The 2,239-nt window shown below is 61.2% G+C and carries 4 protein-coding genes; 2 read left to right on the top strand and 2 right to left on the bottom strand.

Translation table 11 applies throughout. The features are described from left to right. Nucleotides 1-476: nitric-oxide reductase large subunit (locus tag H0V78_13760; GenBank protein ID MBA2352802.1), on the bottom strand; the 476-nt coding region annotated here is incomplete at its 3' end. Then, nucleotides 473-997: a hypothetical protein gene (locus H0V78_13755; GenBank protein ID MBA2352801.1), complete on the bottom strand. Its 525-nt coding sequence runs from the start codon at nucleotides 995-997 to the stop codon at nucleotides 473-475. The genes H0V78_13755 and H0V78_13760, both read right to left, overlap by 4 nt. A 495-nt stretch (nucleotides 998-1,492) precedes the next feature. On the opposite strand from H0V78_13755, the gene H0V78_13750 reads away from it, so the two are divergent. Beyond that, a complete protein-coding gene (locus H0V78_13750) occupies nucleotides 1,493-1,963 on the top strand; it encodes a DUF2244 domain-containing protein (protein ID MBA2352800.1) in 471 nt (156 codons plus the stop codon). Next, nucleotides 1,960-2,239: cytochrome c oxidase subunit II (locus H0V78_13745; GenBank protein MBA2352799.1), on the top strand; the 280-nt coding region annotated here is incomplete at its 3' end. The genes H0V78_13750 and H0V78_13745, both read left to right, overlap by 4 nt.

The following is a 2,239-nucleotide window of genomic DNA, read 5'->3' as shown; positions in this document are numbered from 1 at the left end:
AGCGTGAAGCCATAAGCCTCCTGCCCCTCGATCTGGTAATGCGCGGTAATCGCGCCCAGCAGGATCTGCGTCAGGAACAGCGCCAGCACCACCCAGAAATACTTGGCGGTCGCGCGCATCGACGGGGTGATCCGCAGCAGCGCGAACGGGTCGGACGCCGGGATCGAGTGCGGTTCCTCGCCACGGCCGTGAGTCACTGCATAGTGCCAGCCGAGTAAGGCGATGCCGGCGATCAGGAACAGCACGCTGAAGGCCGACCACACCCACAGCGCCGGTGGCGGCGTGTTGCCGACCAGTGGTTCGCTCGGCCAGTTGTTCGTGTAAGTGACTTTTTTGCTGACCACGCCGGTTTTGCCAGGCAGCAGCGTGTCGCCATCGGTCCCCAGCCGCTCGGAGGTTGCCGCCCAAGCCGTCCACCAGAAGAAAGCGGTCAACGCACGCCGGTGCTCCACCGTGTCGACCGTATCATTTTTCATCGCATGGCTTCACGCAGCTCCGCAGTCGCCGGATCGTTGCCGAACAGGCTCACGTAATGCGCGGCGACAGTGGACAGCGCAGCGACGCGATCCTGGGTCAGCGTGATTGTTTGGGTCGCCGGATCATAGGTGTTCGCCCGCATCATCTCCTGCAGGCGACCGCGCAGCGCGGCCTGTTCTTCAGCCGATAGCTGAGCATAGGTAACGCCGCCGAGGCGACCTGCCCAGATGTCGAGCACGCCGCTGGCCTCGCGATGCAGCCAGTCCGCGCTCCAGTCCGGAGCGACATAGGCACCGTGGCCCCAGATAGAGCCCAGTTGCATGCCGCCGATCGACTGCCACACCTGCCGGCCTTCTTCGATATCGGCGCGTGTGTACACCACGGCGCCGTCTTGCCCGACCAATTGCTCAGGTATCGGCGGCGCGGCGCGAAAGATCTCGCCGCCCGCCCACAGCAGCACTGAGAAGGATGTGATGAGCAATACGGCCAAGCCCAGCCACAGATTTCGGGTGTTGCTCATGCCGATCTCCCACTTGGAGGATTGCGCGTTCTACCGCATCGGGTATAAGGGGCCGGACCATAGCCCATTGGATCTCTGCCAAGGTACGTCGGTCTGGTCCGCGCCTCTGTTCGGTTTCGCACATAGCAGCGGGACGACGCATGCTGCAGAAGCCGCCCCGCAGCCGGATCGCACGCGGGCGCGCTTCAGCGCAGCCGCCCTTCCCGATCAGGCGATGCGATTGTTCGATGTTATCGAAACGCTGGCTCGCAAGATCACGGTGAGGTGGCGGCAGGCCGCTTCGGCGCCGATAGGAAAGTCTATCTGATAAACGACAGGCCGGTTACGCTTTACCTGAAGTGCAACGCTGCAGCGCCGAAGCATGCGCCGTAATGCGGGCAATGCGCGCACCTTGCTATGCCCGGGCCGCTATGCTAAATTTTCGGCGCGTGCATTGCCGGATTCATCGCGATCGCGCCGTCCTGAATGAAGAGCCTTGGTCATGGGGAACAGCGCATGGCAATCAACGGCGCTCCGACCGCAACTTATTCGCTGACTGCCAAACGCAACTGCTCGCTTTCAACGTCCGGCCGTCACTTCGTTTTTGCGCTCGTATCAACCGTTACGTTCGGCATCGCGCTGGTTTTCGCCACGCTCGGCGCCTGGCTGATTCTGCCGTTTGCCGGGCTCGAGGTGTTAGTGCTGTATCTGGCATTTCGATATATTGAGCGCCATGCTTGCGACTTCGAGAGAATCAGCATTGCCGAAAACAACCTTCTGCTCGAATTCCATGAAGCAGGAGAATTACGGCGCGTCGAAATCAACTGTTTCTGGGCGCGCGTCCAGTGCGACGCGCGGCAACGATTGACGGTGCGGTCGCACGGGCGCGAAATCGAGTTCGGCCGGCATCTGACCGGACGCCAGCGCATCGCTCTCGCGCGGCGGCTGAAAAAATATTTGGGCACTGCTTATTCGGGGGGAGTATGAAAGCCAGGCTGGCAAACACCATGGTGGGCGGCTTCGTCGCGCTCTGCACCGCCGTCATGTCGGGGGTCGCGCACAGCGCTTTCGAGCTCAAACTGCAGCCGGCGCAAACCGATATAGCGCGCCAGATGTACGACCTGCACAATCTGATTTTGCTGGTCTGTGCGGTCATCTTCGTAATCGTGTTCGGCATCATGTTTTATTCCATCCTCAAGCATCGCCGCTCAGTCGGACACAAAGCCCAGCACTTCCACGAAAACACCACGGTCGAGATTCTGT

The sequence above is a fragment of the Burkholderiales bacterium genome (assembly GCA_013695435.1).
Classification (GTDB): Bacteria; Pseudomonadota; Gammaproteobacteria; order Burkholderiales; family JACMKV01; genus JACMKV01.
This window is presented reverse-complemented; position numbering and strand designations above follow the sequence as displayed.